Annotated in this window: 18 protein-coding genes and 1 rRNA gene; 6 read left to right on the forward strand and 13 right to left on the reverse strand. The window is 45.6% G+C overall.

Going from position 1 to position 19063, the window contains the following annotated elements:
* Positions 1–36 precede the first annotated feature (36 nt).
* A 16S ribosomal RNA gene (locus FM037_RS26970) occupies positions 37–1581 on the reverse strand.
* A 735-nt stretch (positions 1582–2316) separates the two neighbouring features.
* Between FM037_RS26970 and FM037_RS26975 the strand changes: the two genes are divergently transcribed.
* Positions 2317–2787, forward strand: coding sequence for an RNA recognition motif domain-containing protein (locus FM037_RS26975; RefSeq protein ID WP_144048525.1), 471 nt, complete (start codon positions 2317–2319; stop codon positions 2785–2787).
* A 41-nt stretch (positions 2788–2828) separates the two neighbouring features.
* Here the strand turns inward: FM037_RS26975 and murI are convergent, their stop codons facing one another.
* Entirely contained in the window at positions 2829–3689 is an 861-nt protein-coding gene (gene murI / locus FM037_RS26980) for a glutamate racemase (RefSeq protein ID WP_144048526.1), read from the reverse strand.
* 191 nt (positions 3690–3880) lie between these two features.
* On the opposite strand from murI, the gene trmA reads away from it, so the two are divergent.
* Complete coding sequence (trmA, locus tag FM037_RS26985; protein WP_144048527.1) at positions 3881–4984, forward strand: tRNA (uridine(54)-C5)-methyltransferase TrmA; 1104 nt, start codon at positions 3881–3883, stop codon at positions 4982–4984.
* A gap of 64 nt (positions 4985–5048) precedes the next feature.
* Here the strand turns inward: trmA and fabR are convergent, their stop codons facing one another.
* Entirely contained in the window at positions 5049–5666 is a 618-nt protein-coding gene (gene fabR / locus FM037_RS26990; RefSeq protein WP_144048528.1) for an HTH-type transcriptional repressor FabR, read from the reverse strand.
* A 151-nt stretch (positions 5667–5817) separates the two neighbouring features.
* On the opposite strand from fabR, the gene FM037_RS26995 reads away from it, so the two are divergent.
* The 3 genes from FM037_RS26995 to mnmH all read left to right on the forward strand — a co-directional run bounded on the left by FM037_RS26995 (position 5818) and on the right by mnmH (position 9286).
* Positions 5818–6924 (forward strand): fatty acid desaturase, encoded by a 1107-nt coding sequence (locus tag FM037_RS26995; protein WP_144048529.1) that lies wholly within the window; start codon positions 5818–5820, stop codon positions 6922–6924.
* A 212-nt stretch (positions 6925–7136) separates the two neighbouring features.
* Positions 7137–8177, forward strand: a complete 1041-nt coding sequence (selD, locus tag FM037_RS27000; protein ID WP_144048530.1) for a selenide, water dikinase SelD — start codon at positions 7137–7139, stop codon at positions 8175–8177.
* Entirely contained in the window at positions 8177–9286 is a 1110-nt protein-coding gene (mnmH, locus tag FM037_RS27005) for a tRNA 2-selenouridine(34) synthase MnmH (RefSeq protein ID WP_144048531.1), read from the forward strand. The genes selD and mnmH overlap by 1 nt, the downstream gene beginning before the upstream one ends.
* 35 nt (positions 9287–9321) lie before the next feature.
* On the opposite strand, the gene FM037_RS27010 is transcribed toward mnmH, so the two are convergent.
* From FM037_RS27010 to nudE, 3 genes are all read right to left on the reverse strand, one after another.
* Positions 9322–11085, reverse strand: coding sequence for an MFS transporter (locus tag FM037_RS27010; RefSeq protein WP_144048532.1), 1764 nt, complete (start codon positions 11083–11085; stop codon positions 9322–9324).
* A 101-nt stretch (positions 11086–11186) separates the two neighbouring features.
* Complete coding sequence (gene cysQ / locus FM037_RS27015; protein ID WP_144048533.1) at positions 11187–12002, reverse strand: 3'(2'),5'-bisphosphate nucleotidase CysQ; 816 nt, start codon at positions 12000–12002, stop codon at positions 11187–11189.
* Between the two features lie 69 nt (positions 12003–12071).
* Complete coding sequence (nudE, locus tag FM037_RS27020; RefSeq protein ID WP_144048534.1) at positions 12072–12617, reverse strand: ADP compounds hydrolase NudE; 546 nt, start codon at positions 12615–12617, stop codon at positions 12072–12074.
* A 325-nt stretch (positions 12618–12942) separates the two neighbouring features.
* Here nudE and yrfG point away from each other — a divergent pair, with 325 nt between their 5' ends.
* The gene (gene yrfG, locus FM037_RS27025; protein WP_144049155.1) at positions 12943–13608 is read left to right on the forward strand and encodes a GMP/IMP nucleotidase; all 666 of its coding nucleotides are present in this window, start codon (positions 12943–12945) and stop codon (positions 13606–13608) included.
* Positions 13609–13710: 102 nt separating this feature from the next.
* Here the strand turns inward: yrfG and FM037_RS27030 are convergent, their stop codons facing one another.
* The 7 genes from FM037_RS27030 to gspH all read right to left on the reverse strand — a co-directional run bounded on the left by FM037_RS27030 (position 13711) and on the right by gspH (position 19027).
* Entirely contained in the window at positions 13711–14472 is a 762-nt protein-coding gene (locus FM037_RS27030) for a type II secretion system protein N (protein ID WP_144048535.1), read from the reverse strand.
* Positions 14473–14498: 26 nt separating this feature from the next.
* On the reverse strand, positions 14499–14975 hold the full coding sequence (locus FM037_RS27035; RefSeq protein WP_144048536.1) for a type II secretion system protein M: 477 nt from the start codon (positions 14973–14975) through the stop codon (positions 14499–14501).
* A 1-nt stretch (position 14976) separates the two neighbouring features.
* Positions 14977–16170 (reverse strand): type II secretion system protein GspL, encoded by a 1194-nt coding sequence (gspL, locus tag FM037_RS27040; RefSeq protein WP_144048537.1) that lies wholly within the window; start codon positions 16168–16170, stop codon positions 14977–14979.
* Between the two features lie 97 nt (positions 16171–16267).
* Entirely contained in the window at positions 16268–17269 is a 1002-nt protein-coding gene (gene gspK, locus FM037_RS27045) for a type II secretion system minor pseudopilin GspK (RefSeq protein ID WP_144048538.1), read from the reverse strand.
* A gap of 26 nt (positions 17270–17295) precedes the next feature.
* Positions 17296–18024 carry a type II secretion system minor pseudopilin GspJ gene (gene gspJ, locus FM037_RS27050; RefSeq protein ID WP_144048539.1) on the reverse strand — a complete coding sequence of 243 codons (729 nt, stop codon included), beginning with the start codon at positions 18022–18024 and terminating at the stop codon, positions 17296–17298.
* A gap of 27 nt (positions 18025–18051) precedes the next feature.
* Entirely contained in the window at positions 18052–18453 is a 402-nt protein-coding gene (gspI, locus tag FM037_RS27055; RefSeq protein WP_227993239.1) for a type II secretion system minor pseudopilin GspI, read from the reverse strand.
* Entirely contained in the window at positions 18431–19027 is a 597-nt protein-coding gene (gene gspH / locus FM037_RS27060) for a type II secretion system minor pseudopilin GspH (RefSeq protein ID WP_144048540.1), read from the reverse strand. The genes gspI and gspH overlap by 23 nt, the downstream gene beginning before the upstream one ends.
* Positions 19028–19063: the final 36 nt, after the last annotated feature.

Below are 19063 nucleotides of genomic sequence, written 5' to 3' on the forward strand. Positions count from 1 at the left end.
GTGAACACTCAGCAAATATTGAGTTAGTCGTATAGGTAAGGAGGTGATCCAGCCCCAGGTTCCCCTAGGGCTACCTTGTTACGACTTCACCCCAGTCATGAACCACACCGTGGTAAACGCCCTCCCCGAAAGGTTAAGCTATCTACTTCTGGTGCAGCCCACTCCCATGGTGTGACGGGCGGTGTGTACAAGGCCCGGGAACGTATTCACCGTGACATTCTGATTCACGATTACTAGCGATTCCGACTTCACGGAGTCGAGTTGCAGACTCCGATCCGGACTACGACCGGCTTTGTGGGATTAGCTTGACCTCGCGGCTTTGCGACCCTCTGTACCGACCATTGTAGCACGTGTGTAGCCCTACTCGTAAGGGCCATGATGACTTGACGTCGTCCCCACCTTCCTCCGGTTTATCACCGGCAGTCTCCCTAAAGTTCCCACCATTACGTGCTGGCAAATAAGGATAAGGGTTGCGCTCGTTGCGGGACTTAACCCAACATTTCACAACACGAGCTGACGACAGCCATGCAGCACCTGTCTCACGGTTCCCGAAGGCACTAATTCATCTCTGAAAAATTCCGTGGATGTCAAGAGTAGGTAAGGTTCTTCGCGTTGCATCGAATTAAACCACATGCTCCACCGCTTGTGCGGGCCCCCGTCAATTCATTTGAGTTTTAACCTTGCGGCCGTACTCCCCAGGCGGTCTACTTAATGCGTTAGCTTGGGAACCCAGTGTTCAAGACACCAAATTCCGAGTAGACATCGTTTACGGCGTGGACTACCAGGGTATCTAATCCTGTTTGCTCCCCACGCTTTCGTACCTGAGCGTCAGTCTTTGTCCAGGGGGCCGCCTTCGCCACCGGTATTCCTTCAGATCTCTACGCATTTCACCGCTACACCTGAAATTCTACCCCCCTCTACAAGACTCTAGTTTGCCAGTTCAAAATGCAATTCCCAGGTTGAGCCCGGGGCTTTCACATCTTGCTTAACAAACCGCCTGCGTACGCTTTACGCCCAGTAATTCCGATTAACGCTTGCACCCCTCGTATTACCGCGGCTGCTGGCACGAAGTTAGCCGGTGCTTCTTCTGCGAGTAACGTCACAGCTATAGTTTATTAAACTACAACCTTTCCTCCTCGCTGAAAGTGCTTTACAACCCGAAGGCCTTCTTCACACACGCGGCATGGCTGCATCAGGCTTTCGCCCATTGTGCAATATTCCCCACTGCTGCCTCCCGTAGGAGTCTGGACCGTGTCTCAGTTCCAGTGTGGCTGATCATCCTCTCAGACCAGCTAGGGATCGTCGCCTTGGTAAGCCATTACCTTACCAACTAGCTAATCCCACCTAGGTACATCCAATCGCGAAAGGCCCGAAGGTCCCCTCCTTTCCCCCGTAGGGCGTATGCGGTATTAGCAGTCGTTTCCAACTGTTATCCCCCTCGACTGGGCAGTTCCCTAGGCATTACTCACCCGTCCGCCGCTCGACAGCAAAAGTGCAAGCACCTTTCTGTTTCCGCTCGACTTGCATGTGTTAGGCCTGCCGCCAGCGTTCAATCTGAGCCATGATCAAACTCTTCAATTAAAGTTTTTTTGATGCATTACCTTTCGGCAATGACATCGGCTCAACGAATTATACTGTTTTTCATTAACCATCCTCTATAAAGAGAATGTCAATGAAGCTTACATATTTTGCTTCTTTGAATTTACTTTTCTTACTCGTGAGAGTAAGAAAGTAGAAACCAAAGTTGCTATGGTCACTCAGTAGTTCATTGAGAAAATTTGTTGCCACTTACAAAGTAAGATGGCTTCGAATAACTCAACACCTGTGAGTGCCCACACAGATTACTTGATAAATTGTTAAAGAGCGTTGCATCATCTTTCATATGCAGCCGTTAGACGCTAGGTCGCTGGCTTGAGGAGGCGTATTCTACACTCCCCGTTGTTGGCGTCAAGGGCTTTTTTCAAAAAGAATTTCAATCATTAAAAATGATTAAACCCTTAGCTCACTCGTTGCCCTGACTGGTTTCAGCTTTCATTAAGAAGACTGGTTTGCCGTGTCAGTGGATGCGCATTATAGGGAGATTCTACAAGCGCGCAAGCCCTTTTTATTCGTTATTGAATCATCCGCCGAAGTTTTAAACACTAAGCCAGTTTAAGCCTGTTTTTCCTACTGCCTACGTCGAGTTATTAACCTTATATTAAAATTACTTTACTTTTAAGTTCATTTTTTCGGCAACGGACTAGTGTAATGCTAAATAATTCATTACCATATAACTGCTATTAACAGTTTTTTATCAATTCTTCAGAGATTATATTTATGCAAAAGCCATTTCTTATTGTTTTGATTATCGCCATCCTTGGCGCAGTAGCGATTCATTTTGTCGCTCCCGAGCTAAACGCTGCAGTCGCTTTCTTTACTGGTGCCATTATTGCTAGCGTTATCTTTTCCTTAAAAGGCCAATCAACAGAATCCGGCGACAATGCCGTAAGTGTTGAACAATACACAGGTCCAACAATGACTCTTTATGTAGGTAATCTCCCTTACCGTGTACATGAAGGCGAAGTAAAAGAGTTATTTGGTAAGTACGGCCCCGTAAACTCAGTCAGATTAGTACGTGATCGCAAGACTGGACGTCGTAAAGGTTTCGGTTTCATCGAGATGTCGGAAGCTGGTGCACAAAAAGCCATGTCGAAGTTAAATGAGTTTGACTTCCAGGAGCGTACCTTAAAGGTCAGAGAAGCCAAGTCTCAAGATTCAGAGAAAAGCGAACGCAAAGAAAACGCTTAAATATTAGGCGGCATGATATTAGCCAGTTTGTATACTAGATTCTAATATGAGTGATTCAATCTAGATGTTTTAAAAAAACCAAACTTGGCTAATGTCTTTTTCAGACCTTGCTCAATTCCTTCAGAAGTATAGTAAGCTAGCGCAATTCTAGAAAAAGTATTTTCACATCCTTGTTGCTGCCCTTCCCTGAACACATCTTTATACTCATTATCTTGCTCACCACGACCCTGTTTCTGCTGAACCTTAAATTTCAATGCCAATACTCGTGCCGCAACTGCCTTTCCTGAATCTAACAGTATTACCTTATCCCCAAGGTATTCTTGCATCTCCTGTTTCAGTATGGGGAAGTGGGTACAGCCCAGTACTAATGTATCGAGCTCACTTTGTTGAATCGGACTTAGAATTTGTGCTAGCTGATGATGAGTTACCGGATTACCAGCGGCTTTCTGTTCCGCTAACAATACCAGTTCCGATGAGGCATACAGTTCGACAGTACATTCACCAGCAAATTGATCGATTAATTCATGAGTATATGCACGCTTTATCGTGCCGGGTGTAGCAAGCAGGCCTAAATGTTTCTTTTGAGATACCAGAGCTGCAGGCTTGATTGCCGGAACCACGCCAACAACGGGAATGTCTAATACAGCCCTGAGTGAGGGTAATATAAGCGTGCTGGCTGTATTGCAGGCTATGACCACCATGGAGACTGACTCTTTTTTCACGAAACTTGTAATGAGCGCGACGCAGCCCGAAATCAATTCCTGTTCACCTAACTCACCGTATGGTAAGCGAGCGTTGTCGAACAAGTATATATAACTCTCATTAGGCAGTGCTTGTCTAATTTCATCAAGAATAGTTAAACCACCAATTCCTGAATCGAAAACGAGTATAGGTTTAGACAAGACACTTCTCCATTAACTTACGTGACCTTACAGGCAATCCCCCTTACCTACTATATTGCTACTACAAGATACTTTTAGAGGGGTAAAATACAATTTTCACACAAGATTCTATAAATCGAAAGCCAGAAACTGGACATATCACTCTTCTAGTATAATAATTCCGCCCCAAATTGAACCAAGGTGATCAATAAATGAATTTAGCAGCAATGGATCCTAAGACCTATGATGCACAACTCGAAAAAAAACGCATCAAGCTGGAACAAATATTCACTGACTTTGATACACCAAGGTTAGAAATCTTCGGCTCAGAAACAGCTCATTATCGTATGCGCTGTGAATTCCGTATCTGGCATGACGGTGATGACATGTATTACTACATGTTCGATAAGGCCCTGGACAGTAAGGTTCGTTGTGACCAATTTCTTCCAGCAAGCAGCTTAATTAACCAGATGATGCCCGCCTTAATCGAAGAGTTAAAGCCTAACACCATACTAAGACATAGATTATTTCAAATCGATTTTCTCTCTACCCTTAGTGGTGAGATCTTAGTTTCCTTACTTTACCATAAGCAACTGGATCAGCAGTGGGAAGCAGAGACTAAGGCCCTTAAAGAGAAACTAGCATCTAAATTCAAGGTTAACTTGATCGGTAGAGCCCGTAAACAGAAACTCATTTTCGATAAAGATTTCGTTGTTGAAAGCCTAAACGTGAACGGTGAACAGCTTCACTATCATCAAATTGAAAATAGCTTCACTCAGCCCAATGGCAAGGTCTCGGTAAAAATGCTCGAATGGGCGATAGATGTCACTAAAAACAGCACGGGTGATCTGTTAGAGTTATATTGTGGTAATGGCAATTTTTCTATCGCTTTAGCACAAAACTTCGATCGGGTTCTCGCTACTGAACTGGCGAAACCTTCGGTTCAATCTGCCCAATACAATATCGACATCAACAATATCGATAACTTACAGATCATACGTATGTCTGCAGAAGACTTCACCGATGCTATGGCAAAAAAGAGAAGCTTTAGACGCTTGGAAGGGATAGATCTAGACAGCTATAATTGTAATACCATCTTTGTCGATCCACCACGAGCCGGCTTAGATTCAAATACTGTCAAGCTAGTTCAAGGTTATGAGCGCATCGTATACATATCTTGCAACCCTAACACCTTGACTGAAAACTTAGCCGAGCTGACTAAGACACACAATATCACTCGCTTCGCTCTGTTCGATCAGTTCCCATATACAGATCATATGGAATCAGGTGTCTTCTTAGAAAAGAAAGTAAACTAAGAAAAATCACAGTTAACTTCATAAATGATAAAGGGCCTAAACAGGCCCTTTATCATGAAGCTACCTATCTTCTATCTAGCTTATTTTGTAAGGCTTCCGAGCCCTTGGCCACCATGCGTAACTGAATAACTAGTCTATCGGCGAGTACTTTTCTATCTACTCGCTTCATATCCAGTGCAGCCGCTCCGGCATTAAAGACTAAGGTGACTAAGGCTTCGGCTTGAGCTCTGGCAAGTTCAGGGCTTCTGTTTGCCGTGGCTTCCGTATAATGAGTCAACTCAGAGATAAAATGCTCTATCTCACGAGCTACCGCCGCTCTAAAGGGAGCCGATGTGCCAGAACGTTCATGCAATAAAATTCTAAACACATTCGGATTAGACTCTAGCACTTCCATAAAGGTATCCACTGAGATACGGATAACACTACCGCCAGCTTCGGCTCGCTGTCGCCCCTTACGCATCATCTGTCTGAGTGTTAAGCCACCTTCATCAACCATGGTCAAGCCTAGCTCATTCATATCTTTAAAATGTCGATAAAAAGAGGTTGGCGCTATCTTTGCCTCGCGAGCGACTTCACGTAAACTTAGACTCGAAAAACTACGCTCAGCATTGAGTTGATTAAATGCGGCATCGACTAGCGCCCTGCGCGTCTTCTCTTTCTGCTGTGCTCTTACACCCGTCATGGTGATTCCGAAACTTAAATATTATCCCGTGATAATACATTTTTTGACACTAAAACACAGCCCCTAACGAGTGTTTCCGACTTGACCAAAACCGTTTTGCAGGCTAAATTAGCGTACAGATGTACGCTCAAAGTTGAACTGGATAAGAATAATGAACAAACCCCCACTAATTTGGACTAATGTAGCCTTCTTTTTAATCACCTTCCTGGGTGCCGCCATACTCGTTCCCTGGTACGGCATGACACAGGGCTATGGCTTAACTGAATGGCTTGCTTTCATCGGTTTCGCTTTCGCCAGTGGCTTGTCGATCACCGCAGGTTATCACCGTCTTTGGTCACACAAGACCTATAAAGCCAAGGCGCCGGTACGCTTCTTGTTTGCCCTTGGCGGTGCTCTGGCACTACAGAACAGCGCGCTTCACTGGTCTTCGGATCACAGAGTTCATCATAAGCATGTCGATAATAATGATAAGGATCCTTACTCTGCTAAGATGGGATTCTGGTACAGCCACATAGGTTGGATGCTTAGAGAATATCAATCTCAGCGTTATCACGATTATAAGAATGTTCGAGATCTTCAGAACGACAAGATAGTGATGTGGCAGCACAAATACTATCTGCCCTTGGTTATTTTGATGAACATAGGTTTACCCGCATTCTTAGGCTGGCTCAATGGAGATATTCTAGCAATGCTGCTTATGGCAGGTCTGTTAAGGCTGGTTGTTGTGCAGCACTGTACCTTCTTTATCAACTCTCTCGCCCATGTATGGGGGAGCCAGCCATACACAGATAAGAACACGGCGCGGGATAATGGCTTTATCGCTCTGCTTACTTATGGTGAAGGCTATCATAACTTCCATCACATCTTCGAAAACGACTATCGTAACGGCATACATTGGTGGCATTACGATCCAACCAAATGGCTGATCAATTCCTTAAATTGGTGTGGACTAGCAAAAGATCTGCGGGTCACTCCCCAGGAGAGAATTGAGAGCGCCAAACTCAAGATGCAACTGCAGCGCACCCAAGATCGCGTCTCTACTCTCAGTAACTGTGATGAGGTATTAGACAAGCTGCAAGCAGAATACGAGATATTGAAATCTCATCTGGCTGACTATTATCAAGCTAAGAAAGAACTGCTCGAAGCGAAGCGCAAACAGTTAGCCAACAAGCAATTAGTGCAGCAAGTCGACGAGATGAAACAACGTTTCATTTTACAACATAGAAACTGGAAGCTACTCACCGCTACTTACGCTTAGTTCTGTTATAAAATGGCTCGATAACATCTCTATCGAGCCATTATTTTTACAGGGGGTTTTACAGGGGATTCATCTGCTAGCTTACTTATCAATTGTTCCTATTTCCCCCAGTACTCCTCACACCTTTCATTCCAGAGCCCTACTAATTGAAGTAGTCTGACTATAGGTCTATCATGAGCGCTTAATTACCTTCTAAAGGGACTTTTGAGTTCATGTCAGAATCTACAATCAAACTTACCGAGTACAGCCATGGCGCAGGATGCGGATGTAAAATCTCACCAAAAGTCCTAGGTACAATATTAGCTTCTCAGCTCCCGGTATTCGAAGACCCCAATCTATTAGTGGGTAATCAGACCCGTGATGATGCCGCCGTTTATAAGCTTAATGAAGAAACCGGCATCATCAGCACCACAGATTTCTTTATGCCCATCGTCGATGATCCCTTCACCTTCGGCCGAATCGCCGCAACTAATGCTATCAGCGATATCTATGCCATGGGCGGCACACCTATGATGGCTATCGCAATTTTAGGCTGGCCGGTGAATACCTTACCGGCAGAAGTGGCTCAACAAGTTGTCGATGGCGGACGCCAAGCCTGTGCAGACGCAGGGATTATGTTGGCCGGTGGCCATAGTATCGACTCTCCGGAGCCCATATTTGGACTCGCCGTGACCGGACAGATCCCGCTAGCCGAGCTTAAGCAAAATGATACGGCGCAAGCTGGCGACAAGCTTTATCTGACTAAGCCCTTAGGCATAGGCATCTTAACTACGGCCCAGAAACAGAAGAAAATAGCGGCTGAAGATATCAACATTGCCGCCGATGCCATGTGTGAGCTGAATTTATTAGGCCCGGCAATTGCAAAAATTTCCGGGGTTAACGCTATGACAGATGTCACAGGATTTGGACTTGCCGGGCATCTGATCGAGATGTGTCTGGGAGCAAAACTCAATGCACAAATCCAAGTTTCGGCCTTACCACTATTAACTAAGGCAAAAACTTATCTTGAGATGGGTTGTATCCCGGGTGGAACACACAGAAACTACGATAGCTACAGCGAACATCTGCCAACACTCACAGATGAGCAGAAAGGCATTATCTGTGATCCCCAGACCAGCGGCGGTTTACTCATCTCGGTAGCGGCTGATGCCGAGCAGGAACTGATTAGCTTGCTAGCCAAAAATAATGTGCCGACTAAATGTATTGGTACTATGACCGATGCATCACAAACTCAGCTCGTGGAACTCATCTAATGAGCAAACATCTAGTCCCTAAGAGCGCGTACAGAGAGATCATGTTATCGGGTCATCCTATGATGGATGTCAGAGCACCGCTCGAATTTAACAAGGGCGCGTTCCCAAGCAGTACTAACCTGCCGTTAATGCAAGATAGCGAACGACAGAAGGTCGGTACTTGCTACAAGAAAAATGGCCAAGAAGCGGCCATCAAACTCGGACATTCCCTGGTTAAAGGTAAAGTAAAGCAGCAGAGAGTGGATGCCTGGCTGGATTATTTTGATAAAAATCCAGGTGCATACCTGTATTGCTTTCGAGGCGGCCTAAGATCTCAACTTACTCAACAATGGCTTAAAGAGGCTGGCCTGGAGATCCCCTATGTAGAGGGTGGTTATAAGGCTATGCGCCAATATCTTATCAATGTCATCGATGAGGCTCCTCAGCAGCAACCGGTATTTATTCTCAGTGGCATCACTGGCAGCGGTAAAACTGACTTCTTAGTCAAACGTTCCGAGTCCGTCGATCTGGAAGGCATAGCCCATCACAGGGGATCGAGTTTCGGGCGTTACCATGAGCCCCAACCAACCCAGATCAATTTTGAAAATCGTTTGGCTGTGGAACTATTAAGACATCAGCAAAGAGATGAGCGCTGTTTAGTCTTAGAGGATGAAAGCTTTCTCATCGGTCGTTCTGCGATACCTAAGACATTTTACAGCGCCATGCAAACGGCGCAGATCTTAGTATTAGAGGAATCCAATGAAGATAGGCATAGCAGATTATTAGATGAATACGTCCATAAGATGCATTCAGGCTACATAGAGCGTCTAGGTGAAGAGGCTGGCTTTGTCGCGTTCTCTGAATACTTGAGCCTAAGTATCACGGGTATTAAGAAACGACTCGGTGGCCAGTTACATGATGAGTTTCAGTCTATCATTGCCAACGCACTGAAAATTCAGCAAAAAACGAACAACACAGAGGCTCACCTCGAGTGGATATCTATGCTGCTCAACAAGTATTACGACCCTATGTATCAATATCAACTGGACAAGAAACAAGCTCGAGTCTCATTTAAGGGCTCGCATCAGGCGATGCATGAATGGTTAAACGAGTATTCGGCTCGCACATAAGCTTAGTACTCAAGCCTGACCATTGTCACATACCTCTAGTCATTTTCTAGAGGTATGTTTACTCTTTGGGTTAACACCACACCGACTCTTCTGCTCGGTGCCATTTTATCTACACTCTTGTCTCCTCCAGGCTCCAAAGAGATGCTCAGCCTAGGTACTGACCCAATCAACCCCTCGAGTTTATCGCTAAGATCCAGATGATCGTTTATGCACAGATAAACCAGATCGTCATTAGCTAATGCCTTAGCGATGTGCTCAATATACTCCTGACTCCCCTCATCGGCTTTTCCTTGTTGGCTCGATGCCGATTCAAGCACATTTCCCGATGTTCTTAACAGCTTGGCCAGAAACTCCGTATCAAGAGGCTGTCTCAATATAAAACATATTGGTCGTACAGAAAGGCTCTGTATCAGTAAGAGATCTTTCGCTGAACTTGATAACCCAATTAATACCGCTCCTCCATGTTTAGGTAAAGTATCACCTTGAGCCACAGAGAGTGGATGTATAAATCTAGCCAAGAGGTAAGTTACCAGCCTCAATCTCAGCTCAGGTAGCCTGATAAACAGCAAGGCTCCAACCACTAAATTTGATAGGGCAAGCACCAAGAACAAGTGCAATATACTCCCACCCAGAGGGCCCAAGAAGATTATTGCGAAGATGGCTGACATCACCATAAACAGCGCATTCATGATGTTATTTGCCGCAATGGCCTGAGCACACTCCCCCTCCTTCGTCCTCGCCTGAATAAATGCATACAAGGGCACAATAAATAGACCACCGCTTGCCCCTACCATGAATAAGTCAAACATGAGTCGGTAATGTTGCGAATCACTAATGAAACTACTTGCAGTATAAACATCGACAGAATTTGAGTCTGGTACAGCCCAATACAGATCAATACCGAAAATGGTCAAACCTAGCAAACCGAAGGGCAAAAGACCTAGTTCGACTTGCTTAAATGACATGCGATCACATAAAAATGATCCTGCCGCGATACCAATAGAAAACAAGGCTAACAACAAGGAGACCACTGTCGCTCCTGCATGTAAGTGTAGCTTAGCAAAATTGGGGAACTGAGTAAGATAGGTAGCACCAAGAAACCAAAACCAGCTAATGGCAAGTACGGCCATCCATATCGAAGGTGTTCGCCTGGCTTTCCTGAGGCTGGCTATCGAACCGGAAAAGGGAGTGAACATCAATTTTTTAGGTTCAAAGCTTAGGGGGATAGATGGGATAAAGCGACTCGAGATATAACCAACAGTTGCTAAAAAAACGACGGTAATCGCGGCTAACGTGTTGGCATGGTCACTGGCAACGATCAGACCAGCGACTATGGTGCCTATCAAAATGGAGATGAAGGTGCCCATCTCAACCCAGGCATTGCCCCTAACCAACTCAATATCCTTCAATACCTTAGGTAGAAGTGAATATTTCACCGGGCCAAAGAAAGCCGATTGTGTCCCCATCAGAAAGAGCAATACCAACATAATCAAATAGCTTTGGCTAACGATTGCCGCCGCACCACAGCACATGATGATCACCTCTAACAACTTGAGGCGTCGAATTAATATCGCTTTATCGATATTGTCGGCGATCAGACCCGCGTGAGCAGAAAAAAGAAAGAAGGGAAGAATAAACAAACCGGCGGCTAGATTAACAAATAGGTTTACATCGATGGGCAGGCTAGCAAGCTGAGAATAGGTGACCAAGAGTAACAACATATTTTTATAGACATTGTCGTTCAACGCCCCTAGACACTGAGTAATAAAATAGGGCAGGAAACGTCGAGTCAAAATCATAATAATCCTCTAATCTATCATCCTGAGCAGATAGCGACTTGTCTAAACCACAAATAAAGAAAAGGCCATCGTTGAGTGATGGCCTGTTTAACTATATTAGGTTAGCTCTCAGCCGTTAGCAGAACGTCCCAGGCTAAGTGGGGGGAACCAACCACAATAAAGTTAGGGTTTTCTAAAGATTCCCGCTCATTATAACTCAGGGGCTGAAGCTCAATATCCATGATCTGCCCGCCAGCCTCTTCAACAATGATCTGAGCGGCTCCGGTGTCCCACTCACCCGTTGGCCCGATACGAACATAGCAATCGGCTTTTCCTTCTGCCACGAGACAGCTCTTTAAAGCAGCTCCACCGAGCACGATCAATTCACAATGTTTCGTATGGCTAAATAACTTAAGTACCGACTGAGGGTCTTGACGTCGGCTAACGGCGAGCTTTAGCGGTGGATTCCGATCGGCAGGCAACTGACGGCTCATGATCCTGACCTCAGATTGACCATCACGCTTATAGGCTCCTAGCCCAGCAATGGCGTAATAACATACCTCAGTCATAGGCACATACACTATTCCCATGATAGGCCGGTTATGCTCTATCAGGGCGATAATCACAGAGAAATCACCACTCCCTGCGATAAACTCCCCTGTGCCATCTAAGGGGTCTACCAACCAATAACGTTGCCAGTCCTTGCGCTCAGAGAAAGGAATATTCGCATCTTCCTCGGAAAGCACCGGGATATCGGGAGTCAAAGCTTGTAATGCGGCGGTAATAATATTATGAGCTGCAATATCTGCCGAAGTCACTGGCGTATTATCTGACTTTATCTCTTTCTCGAAAGTCCCTTTAAGATAGATATCACGTATCTTTATTCCCGCTTCAACAGCAATGTCAATTGCTTGTTCTATGTACTCTTCTGGCTTCATAACTGCTCCAACAGCCGACTCACACATACAATTATAAGAAAAGGGTTCTTATAATTATGTTTTAAACACTTATAGTTTTAGGTATTTTTGAGCTAAAAACAAGGCGCTTACGCTTCTGGACTCTGAAAAGTCTTCCTGTTCGAGCAAAGATTGCCAATTATCCAGTGGCCAGGGGACCATCTCGATAGGCTCAGGCTCATCTCCTTCCAGAACGCTCTCATAAAGATCTTCGGCAATAAAAATCTGCATCTTGCTGGCAAAATAACCAGGGGCCAAACTCAACTCCATCAAATGGGTCAGCTTTCTTGCCCCAAAACCTATCTCTTCCTGCAGCTCACGATTAGCAGCTTCGTGTGCCTCTTCACCGGGATCGATTAAACCTTTCGGAAAACCAAGCTCATAGGTATGAGTACCCGCAGCATATTCTCGCCCTAATAACAGTGTCTCTCCATTGAGCACAGGCACCACCATCACAGCACCACGATTATTCCCCTTCATCCGCTCATATTGTCGCTCGACCTGATTGGAAAATTTGAGGTTTACCTGCTCTATTTTAAACAAGCGGCTTTGCGCAACAATCTCTGAACCTAGAATTTCCGGTTTCTTGTGCTTCATAGGAGTCCCTGAGCCAAATGATAAGTGCTTATAGAGTACAATCTTACTATCCTGTTTTTAATCTACAACCAGAAACTTCGTTGATTAATGGTTTCCATGGAATAAGATAGATTAGTATTAAGCCTCTAATAGCCGAATCGCTTGTACTCTCAAGGTAAAGCCCTACACTTCAAACAGCAAAGAACTAGAATAGGATAATAATGTTTCCATGGCATGAGCTAGATTCTGCGTACTATCTGATTGATATTATTTAGTATAAATAGTTACTTTAGATATTTAAACGCACCCCTACACTTCAAACAGCACAAAATAAAACGGGATAATGATGTTTCCATGGAATGAGATAGATACTGTGTTGCTCGATATGGATGGAACCCTACTGGATCTACATTTCGATAATCACTTTTGGTTAAGCATAGTCCCAGCGGAATTAAGCCGACAAAGAGGCTTAAATAGCCAAGCCGCACAAGCGTTAGTTGAATCGTCTTACGGTAAAGTCTTCGGCACTTTAGACTGGTATTGCTTAGATTATTGGGAAAGTGAATTACGGCTCGATATCATGGGGCTGCATAAAACCTTGGTCGATAGAATTCAGTTAAGACAGGATAGCATGCCATTTCTGTACGCCCTCGGTGAGCAGAAAAAGTCTCGCATCCTGGTCACCAATGCCCATCCCAAGAGCTTAGCCCTGAAACTAGAACATACTGAACTGGCTGCGGGGCTAGACCATATGCTCTCCAGCCATGAAACTGGTTACCCGAAAGAGCATCCTCACTTCTGGCAACACCTCTTCTTGCAGTTCCAGTTAGATCCTAGCCGCTGCCTATTTATCGATGATAATGAAGATATATTGCAAGCAGCAAAAGATGCCGGTGTTGGTTACCAGCTGGGTATAACCAACCCAGACAGTCAGAAACCCAATAAAATATTTAGCGATTTTCCTGCAATAGGAGATTATCATCTGTTACTGGATGATCTTCTGGCAGATTAGCTAAACCCTTCAGGTATCAAAAAGGCACCTATTGGTGCCTTATGTTTTATCAGGTAAGAGACTAAGCTCGCAATCTATAATTCTTATTTGGTTTGCTATTGATTAGAGTCCGGGAACTCTACCTTGGTAACTGATCGGATAGTAACCTTGGCTGTCTTTCTTACCCAGGAAAGCCAATGCCTTCTTCAGATCTTCGGGTTGTGAAGCTGTCTCTTTTATCTTAGCACTGAGCTGTACCACTTTTTCTGCCTGCAGCACCAAGGTTCCGCTGAAACCTAACTGATTCATAGTCTCATCTGATTTCACTTTCACATTGCCATCGACACAGCTCAGGCCTAGCTCTATATCTCCAAGAGGATAGTTGCCGAACTGGTTTTTTACACCGGCACTATTGATAAACAGCTTACCATTTAACTGTTCACACCAAGGAGTCCCTTGTTCGAGACGATCGATAAACAAGCTGATATCGCCACCGACTTTCGTTCTAAAGGGTAAGCGATTATTGCCTAACAGAAAGCTAGTCGGCGCCTCGAATCTCAGGCCTTCGGCATCGATTCCGCTCATGGAAAGAATGACTAATCCCTTACCGTTAACCGCCGAGCCTCGATTACCGATAACCAGATCTATCTTGGCCTGACCCAGCAACAAAGCCCAGGGGCTCAACTGCCACTGAACCTGCTCTAATTGCCTATTCTGTATTGTTACCGACTCGATACTTCCCGACCATATTGAGCCAGAAACACCACTCAAGTTGATATTATTAGGCAGAGGCGCCAGCTTCATCACCACACTTGCAGGTAATAAGGCCAGCAAAAATACCAGATAGATGCACACGCCGATAATAATCTTTTTAGCTAAATTCACTACTACACCTTAATAAAAAACAATCATTACTGCGACAATTGAATACGACGAACACGTACTAAACCTACCGTATCAGACTCTGCCAAATCTATGCTTTCTAAGGATAATCCTTTCTCTTGTACCAGTTCGTTAAGGTAGCCGAGTAAGGCATCGAAAGGGACATCATCCATCCAGATTTGAATTTTCTTACCCTGAGGCTGCATACGAGTGATCTCCAGGCCAAACGCCCCTGCACTCTGATTCACTGCTGCACTGAGACTCCCTCTGAAACTGGCTTTATTACCACTCTCTTTGAGACCGGCTATCTTATTTGCCGTCTGCTTAACAAAATTAAGAGTACTCTGTTGTGCCTCTAGGCCTCTTTCGGCCTCAATTTCCGCATTAGATATCGGTGTCCAGATCCCCCAATAGAGAAAAGCAATAATGAGAAATACACCACAGACGCTGACGAGCTGCTTCTCACGTAAGATGAGACCGTTCCACCATACTTTCACATTTTCCATGTTACTTACTCCTCAAGGTCAATGTGCTGGTAACTGAATCTTCACCGCTGTTCATCGCACCTGAATCCAACCTATATGAGCGAGAAACAATCTCCTTAAACTGCTCCACTTGGGCATAGCTCTTGGCCGTCACCTGCATACGCAGCTCATTGCGGGCACTATCGAAACGTAGCGTAGTTGGCTTTAACTGAGGCACCTGAGTAAATGCCTCCTCTAAGCCTTCAAGCATAGAGAAGAATTCACTTCCCCCTCCGCTGCCCTGCATGCTCCTGAGATGTCTGTCCATTTGAGTTCTAAGATTTACTATACGTGAGGTTCCGGGTACGGCTTGCTTAAAAATGGTCTCGCTCTGCTGCTGCAGACGTGCCTGCTCGGTATTCATTTGGTGAATGTTGAGCCCTTTATTCACTAGGGATAACACCAAGGCAACCACGATGACAATCGCAGCATTTCGCCAAATCTGTATATGTTTGCCATATTCACGTTTAGGAGTATAGCTACCGGACAAAAGGTTAATCGGGGCCGATAAGATCCCTTTTGCCAGCACTAACATAGGAAGCTCGAGTTCTTGTGCCTGTACCTGAGTACCAGCTAAATTCAACTCGCTGTAGCCAGCAACTGTGACCATAGCTTCGCTATCCGCTGGAAGCAGCCTTAGCAAAGCCATATTCAGCCAGTCTTCACTCAGACTCACTCCGACTCCGGCACCGGTTCTGAGTAAATATTCCTGATTAAATTTAATTGCCGCCCATTGGCACTGCTGCAGAGGTAATGCCAAACAATCGGGTACGATACGCTTAGGCTTTAAACCCGCATCACTGAGCCAAGTTAACCAGGTTTGCATCTGCTCATGGGCAACCACAGCCACGCTGAGGTGCTCGCCCTCGCGAGGACCCGTGACAAAATGCAGATCATCAACATTTTCTGCCAGGTTCTCTTCCAGCATGAAAGGTAACGCTTGGATCGCTTGACGTTGTCCCTTCTCGGGCAACTCCACTTGGGTCAAAGTTATCGCCGACGAGGGAACGAGGACATCGACGGGACGATTGCCGGCACGCTCGGTCAGGCTCGCCAATTCTAGGGCATCCTTAAGCTCACCAGAACCTATAATTTCCTGCTCCAGCTCAGACCAAACTAGCCATGAGCAAGTTTGCTCCTGACTCGTTCCTAAGCGGATTAATAGTCTTTCACTCAAATCTCTTCTCCACTAACTTGATCCCTCACCCAAACGGGCTCAGATAAAGTTATGTTATTTTTATTATGCTTACTGGCGATACCCGGTACTGACCAGATTATTTCTGTCCGCCAAATTGGCGCGTCAAGACCTCTATATTGCTACCATCCATTTTCAATACACTCTCTAGCCGGAAGGTAGCATTCTCTACTTTAGCCCCTGCCTCCAACTTGAAATACTTCGTAGTGACGTCAAAGCTGGTTTTTAACGCCGCATCTGCCGTTATTAGGCTAGATATAGAGGATATCTCGGTAAAATCTTCAGTCTTCTCATATCCGTCCCCGGGACGCTGATTGATGATGCTTTCCGCCTCGCCCACTGAAATCTTATTATCAAACATGCCGGCAAGCAGCGCGGCCTGCTCAACCTCAATGGTATTCACATTCAATACCTGTTTATTATTACCAGGTATCACACAAATATAGGGCAGTAACTTAAGGTAGATATCTTGTGTATATCCCAACACTGCCCGCAATTCACTACGATGACTCATCAAGGTGTTAGCCGCACGATATGGTACGTTACGGGACTCATAATCTGCATCTTCGGCGCCAAATGGGCTCGCCGTTGCATCCTCATCGATATAATCTTTTAGGGTATGAGTTAGCCGCTCGGCGCCGAAATCATCCATGCCCAATGCAACCAGTAAACCTTTATATTGCACCGCCGCCAGTGGTAATTTAGGTTGGCCATTGCCTCCGGCTCCCTTTACACTTTCGGCCGACAGCGCATTGAGGTTAAAACAAGACTGCAAGTCTGAAATTGTGCCGCTAATCTCGCCATTTTCTGCGGGGAATACCACATCGGCTTGGGCCCAATATTGCTGTAGGTGTACCGTACCATCTGCGTCTTCGAAATCTTGCTTGAGTACTTTTTTAGCTAACTCTTCGGCGGAGATGGCGTACCAGAATGCCTGATCATACTCGGCCAAATTGAGGGTACGGCGCACCGATAACTGGTTACGACTATTAATGTTGGTGGCGATAATTGCCACCATGGCGACGATCAACAGCACCACGATAAGCGCGACACCTCGCTGTTTAGCTGGAAGCTGATTCATTAGCTGATTGCCCCTTAATCATTAGACTATCTGCCATTCTCATCCTGCTTTCCACCACCGTTGTTATTGCCACCACCGTTGTTATTGCCACCACCGTTGTTATTGCCACCACCGTTGTTATTGCCGCCGCCGTTGTTATTGCCGCCGCCGTTATTATTGCCGCCGCCGTTGTTCTTATTTGAAGCTACTGGCGCGCCTAAGGGGAGTAAGAATTTACGTTGAATCTTGCCTAGGCCCTCTAATTCGATCTCCATGGCTATCGCTTTGGGCAACTTAGTGCCATCGACCTTTCTTTCCCACTTATCTTCCATAAAGAAGGAGTACTGCACCGATATCACCCCTCGCATCACTATGGTTTTAATCGGATCCGCCCCGAATTCAGGCTCAGGATAGGGGTAATACCAACGCTCGAGGGCACCGTCTCTGACCACGTACGCCACTGACTGTATGCTGCCACGGGGTAAAATCCCATCCGGGTTGAGCCAGCCCAAGCGGAAGAAGACCAAAGCCTCTGATTCAGAATCCAAAATATCAGAGCCGGTTTGAAATACTGTGCTACCGCGACCACCTTCGAGCAATCTTGGCGTTCTGGCCACCATCTGACCTAAGTCACGCTCTAATGCACCAAAGCCTTGCTGCATCGCCTTTAACTTGCTGGAAAACTCTTTGGTGACTTCATCGTTTTTAATGACCGTACTCAATACCGCATTTGCCGCCAAGCCGATCATGGCGAAGATAGCGATAGCGATCAACATCTCGAGTAAGGTGAACCCCCATTAAGTCTATTCCGGATTGAGTACATAACTGTTCACCTGGGCAACAATACGTTTATAACGAGCATCATTGCTGACACTCACACGTATCATGCGGAATTTGTCATCTGAAGTTTTTACTATCTCTTTACGCCAATACCAATCACGTCCGGCAAGCTCCATTTCGCCATCTTTTTTGCCGATATCGGGAAACTTAGCTTCCAACCTGGCATCGACCATCACATTGTCAGCCACCCATTGGGCATAGGTACGCTCTTCTAAGATCGGCATGTTGGCGATCTGATCCCCCAGGCTCTTAGTGATAGATACTGCCGCGATGGAAAACACCGCCAGAGCCACTATGACCTCCAACAAGGTCATGCCTTTTGCTTTGGTGTTCATTATGCTCTTAGTGCCCATAGTCACCGCCATCGAACTCATCGTCTCTCCCCAGAGATAAGCGTCCGAGCGAATCACCAATCACTAATGCTTCAATTTCGTTACCTTGTTCATCTTCACTAAAAAAGGTCATCTCGAAAGCACTCATCTCACCACTTGGAAATAACAAAATTTGCGGCTCAGGAAACTTCTTTTTCTCCTCTTCGGTCTTCTCGTCTATGAAGGGCTCGTCGAACCAGGAATCTTGCTCTTCATCTTCCTGCACCAGAGGTAGACCATCGAGGACCAGACTTATCTCGACCCCATCTTTCATCTGCCGTTCGGCCAGAATACGATCTCTATCTAATGACTTCCATTTACCCTCATCGTAGAAGACATATTTATAACTGGTCTTTTCGATCACGATACCGATGAAATGACCACTGAGCACAGTCTCATCGAGTACCATCTCAGTAGCAGCCATAAACTGCAGGGCCGTCCTCTCGAGCTCTTTCTTTCCATCGGCGCCGCCCATGGTCATGGTTACTGCCGAAGCAGCCAAACCCATCAAGAGCACCACTAAGAGCACTTCCATTAAGGTGAAACCTTTCTGGCTTACTAGCTTCATCGGCTAACCCCATAGAGAGAGAAATCTGGAATATGC

This window comes from Shewanella psychropiezotolerans, from assembly GCF_007197555.1.
Taxonomy (GTDB): domain Bacteria; phylum Pseudomonadota; class Gammaproteobacteria; order Enterobacterales; family Shewanellaceae; genus Shewanella; species Shewanella psychropiezotolerans.

Bases quoted from the DNA above. Each gene is read 5' to 3' on its own strand.
- FM037_RS26975 (WP_144048525.1), top strand. From the start codon at position 2,317: ATGCAAAAGCCATTTCTTATTGTTTTGATTATCGCCATCCTTGGCGCA.
- trmA (WP_144048527.1), top strand. From the start codon at position 3,881: ATGAATTTAGCAGCAATGGATCCTAAGACCTATGATGCACAACTCGAA.
- fabR (WP_144048528.1), bottom strand. From the start codon at position 5,666: ATGACGGGTGTAAGAGCACAGCAGAAAGAGAAGACGCGCAGGGCGCTA.
- FM037_RS26995 (WP_144048529.1), top strand. From the start codon at position 5,818: ATGAACAAACCCCCACTAATTTGGACTAATGTAGCCTTCTTTTTAATC.
- selD (WP_144048530.1), top strand. From the start codon at position 7,137: ATGTCAGAATCTACAATCAAACTTACCGAGTACAGCCATGGCGCAGGA.
- mnmH (WP_144048531.1), top strand. From the start codon at position 8,177: ATGAGCAAACATCTAGTCCCTAAGAGCGCGTACAGAGAGATCATGTTA.
- FM037_RS27010 (WP_144048532.1), bottom strand. From the start codon at position 11,085: ATGATTTTGACTCGACGTTTCCTGCCCTATTTTATTACTCAGTGTCTA.
- cysQ (WP_144048533.1), bottom strand. From the start codon at position 12,002: ATGAAGCCAGAAGAGTACATAGAACAAGCAATTGACATTGCTGTTGAA.
- nudE (WP_144048534.1), bottom strand. From the start codon at position 12,617: ATGAAGCACAAGAAACCGGAAATTCTAGGTTCAGAGATTGTTGCGCAA.
- yrfG (WP_144049155.1), top strand. From the start codon at position 12,943: ATGTTTCCATGGAATGAGATAGATACTGTGTTGCTCGATATGGATGGA.
- FM037_RS27035 (WP_144048536.1), bottom strand. From the start codon at position 14,975: ATGGAAAATGTGAAAGTATGGTGGAACGGTCTCATCTTACGTGAGAAG.
- gspK (WP_144048538.1), bottom strand. From the start codon at position 17,269: ATGAATCAGCTTCCAGCTAAACAGCGAGGTGTCGCGCTTATCGTGGTG.
- gspJ (WP_144048539.1), bottom strand. From the start codon at position 18,024: ATGTTGATCGCTATCGCTATCTTCGCCATGATCGGCTTGGCGGCAAAT.
- gspI (WP_227993239.1), bottom strand. From the start codon at position 18,453: ATGGCGGTGACTATGGGCACTAAGAGCATAATGAACACCAAAGCAAAA.
- gspH (WP_144048540.1), bottom strand. From the start codon at position 19,027: ATGAAGCTAGTAAGCCAGAAAGGTTTCACCTTAATGGAAGTGCTCTTA.